Below are 3279 nucleotides of genomic sequence, written 5' to 3' on the forward strand. Positions count from 1 at the left end.
AAATGTGACCGAACTGGTCGTCTGTGAAGCCGAGGGCGCGCACGGCGGCGGCGGAGTCGCCACCACCCACAACACCCAGGCCGTCGATCGTGGTGAGCGCGGCCGCGACGGCCTTGGTGCCGGCCGCGAACGGCGCGAGTTCGAACACGCCCATCGGGCCGTTCCAGAACACGGTCTTCGAGGCCGAGATGACCTCGGCGAACCGGGCGCCCGAGTCGGGACCGATGTCGAGGCCGAGGCCGGATGCACCGAACTCGGTGTCTTCGATGGCATCGGCGGGCCTGGTGACGAATTCGGCGTCGGCACCGAACTTCGACGCCACAACGATGTCGGTCGGGAGGACGATCTCGACGCCGAGTCGGGCGGCCTCGTCGAGGTAGCCCTTCACGTTGTCGATCTGGTCGACCTCGAGCAGGCTCGCCCCGACCTTGTGGCCCTGGGCCGCGAGGAAGGTGAAGAGCATGCCGCCGCCGATGAGCAGCGTGTTGACCTTGGGCAGCAGGGCGCCGATGACCGCGAGCTTGTCGGAGACCTTGGAACCGCCGAGCACCACCGTGTAGGGGGCCTCGGGGGTGCGGGTCAGCCGCTCGAGAACCTCGAGCTCGGCCTGGATGAGCAGACCGGCGGCGCTGGGCAGCAGTTCTGCCACGTCGTAGACGCTGGCCTGCTTGCGGTGCACGACGCCGAAGCCGTCGGACACGAACGCGTCGGCGAACGCTGCGAGCTGTGCGGCGAACTCGCCACGCTCCGCTGCATCCTTGCTCGTCTCCCCCGGGTTGAACCGCAGGTTCTCGAGAAGGGCGATGTCGCCGTCACCGAGACCGGAGACGGTCTCGGCGGCGGCGGTACCGACCGTGTCGCTCGCGAAGGCAACGCCCTTGCCGAGCAGCTCGCTCAGTCGCTGTGCGACCGGGGCGAGGCTGTACTTGGCGTCCGGTGCGCCGTCGGGCCGCCCGAGATGGGAGACGACGACGACGCGCGCGCCGGAATTGATGAGAGCGTTGAGCGTCGGAAGAGAGGCGCGGATGCGGCCGTCGTCTGTGATCTCTCCGTCTTTCAACGGAACGTTGAGATCACAGCGGACGAGCACGCGCTTGCCGCTCAGGTCTCCGAGGCTATCGATGGTGCGAAGCGACACGGTCGGTTTATCCAGTTATCTCTAGAGGCGGTCTGCGACGTACTTCGTGATGTCGACGAGACGGTTGGAGTAGCCCCACTCGTTGTCGTACCACGAGGCGACCTTGACCTGGTTGCCGATGACCTTGGTGAGCCCGGCGTCGAAGATCGACGAGTGCGGGTCGCCCTGGATGTCGCTCGAGACGATCGGGTCTTCGGTGTAGCTGAGGATGCCCTTGAGGGGACCCTCGGCCGCAGCCTTGTACGCCGCGTTGACCTCGGCCACGGTGACGGGGCGCGACGCCTCGATCGTGAGGTCGGTGATCGAGCCCGTGATCACGGGAACGCGGAGCGCGTAGCCGTCGAGCTTGCCGACGAGCTCGGGGATGACGAGGCCGAGGGCCTTGGCAGCACCGGTCGAGGTGGGGATGATGTTCTGCGCGGCAGCGCGTGCACGGCGGAGGTCGCTGTGCGGGCCGTCCTGCAGGTTCTGGTCGGCGGTGTAGGCGTGAACGGTGGTCATGAGACCACGCTCGATGCCGAAGTTGTCCATGAACACCTTGGCGAGCGGCGCGAGGCAGTTCGTGGTGCACGAGGCGTTGGAGATGATGTCGTGGATTGCGGCATCGTAGGTCTCTTCGTTGACGCCGAGCACGAGCGTCGCGACGTCGTCGCCGGTCGCGGGTGCGGAGACGACGACCTTCTTGGCGCCGGCTTCGATGTGCTTGCGCGCATCGGCGGACTTCGTGAAGCGACCGGTCGACTCGATGACGACCTCGACGCCCAGCTCTCCCCAGGGGAGAAGGGCCGGGTCGCGCTCGGCGAGAACCTTGATGGGCTTGCCGTCGACGTAGATGGTGTCGCCGTCCACGGTCACCGTGGCGTCGAGACGGCCACCGGCCGTGTCGTACTTGAGCAGGTGCGCGAGTGCGGCGGGGTTGTCGAGGTCGTTCACGGCGACGATCTCGAGCTCACTTCCCTTGGCGAGAGCTGCGCGGAGGAAGTTGCGGCCGATGCGGCCGAACCCGTTGATACCGATTTTGACGCTCAATGGAACTCCAGTTTTCTTAGCGCCCGAGGGCGCACATGTGGTGGATTTTATGGAGGAAGGCCGGGGCTTGTGACCCCGGCCACAACGCCGCTACGAGAGTAGCAGCAGGCCTTCAGTCTTCACGCGGGCGACGTCGAAACGCTGCTGGACGTTCTCCCAGTTCGTGATGGCCCAGAACGCCTTGACGTAGTCGGCTCGCACGTTCTTGTAGTCGAGGTAGTAGGCGTGCTCCCAGACGTCGAGCATGAGGATCGGGACCGTGCCGGCCGCGAAGTTGGCCTGCTGGTCGAAGAACTGCTGGATGATCAGTCGCTGCCCGATGGAATCCCAGGCGAGCACGGACCAGCCGGAACCCTGCACGCCAAGCGCGGTCGCCGCGAAGTGGGCCAGGAACTTGTCGAAGGAGCCGAAGTAGTCGTCGATCGCGCTGGCGAGTTCACCGACCGGCTTGTCGCCACCGTTCGGCGACATGTTGGTCCAGAAGATAGAGTGGTTGACGTGGCCGCCGAGGTTGAACGCCAGGTCCTTCTCGAGCTTGTTGACATACACGAGACTGCCTGAGTCGCGAGCCTCCGCCAGCTGGGCGATGGCGGTGTTGGCGCCGGTCACGTACGCCTGGTGGTGCTTGCTGTGGTGGAGCTCCATGATGGTGCCGCTGATACTCGGCGCGAGCGCAGAGTAGTCGTAAGCCAGTTCAGGCAGGGTGTAGTCGGCCATAGCTCGTATCTCCTCATTTTGTGGCAGCGACAAGATTTCTCTGGTCTTCTGCACTGTAAGTGACCTTTTTAGTCTACTCAGGTGAATAGGGGACGTTAGGCCCCTCTTGCCGATGTGGAGGCCGCCGACTGAGGGCTGGGCGGGCCACCGGCGGCCGGTCAGACGTCGTCGAGATCGGCCGGCAGGTTCGCGTCGGTGCCGGGGATGCCGAGGTCGACGGCCTTCTTGTCGGCCATCGCCAGGAGGCGGCGGATGCGGCCGGCAACCGCGTCCTTGGTCATGGGCGGGTCGGCGTGGTGGCCGAGCTCGTCGAGGCTGGAGTCCCGGAACGACAGGCGCAGCTCCCCCGCGTAGCGCAGGTGTTCGGGAATGTCGTCGCCGAGGATCTCCATGGC

General features: G+C 65.8%; 4 protein-coding genes. All 4 read right to left on the reverse strand.

Annotation, left to right across the window (positions count from 1 at the left end; translation table 11 throughout):
• Positions 1 to 1138 (reverse strand): phosphoglycerate kinase (locus ACLQ6X_RS02805; protein ID WP_411698649.1); only part of this gene is annotated, 1138 nt, incomplete at its 3' end.
• Between the two features lie 21 nt (positions 1139 to 1159).
• The gene (gene gap, locus ACLQ6X_RS02810; RefSeq protein ID WP_411698650.1) at positions 1160 to 2167 is read right to left on the reverse strand and encodes a type I glyceraldehyde-3-phosphate dehydrogenase; all 1008 of its coding nucleotides are present in this window, start codon (positions 2165 to 2167) and stop codon (positions 1160 to 1162) included.
• 90 nt (positions 2168 to 2257) lie between these two features.
• Complete coding sequence (locus tag ACLQ6X_RS02815) at positions 2258 to 2884, reverse strand: superoxide dismutase (RefSeq protein WP_411698651.1); 627 nt, start codon at positions 2882 to 2884, stop codon at positions 2258 to 2260.
• Between the two features lie 158 nt (positions 2885 to 3042).
• On the reverse strand, positions 3043 to 3279 hold a 237-nt coding region (gene whiA, locus ACLQ6X_RS02820), incomplete at its 5' end, for a DNA-binding protein WhiA (RefSeq protein WP_411698652.1).

Source organism: Conyzicola sp., assembly GCF_046714715.1.
Taxonomy (GTDB): Bacteria; Actinomycetota; Actinomycetes; order Actinomycetales; family Microbacteriaceae; genus Conyzicola.

Coding starts and splice junctions, on each gene's coding strand:
- ACLQ6X_RS02815 (WP_411698651.1), bottom strand. CDS start 2,884: ATGGCCGACTACACCCTGCCTGAACTGGCTTACGACTACTCTGCGCTC.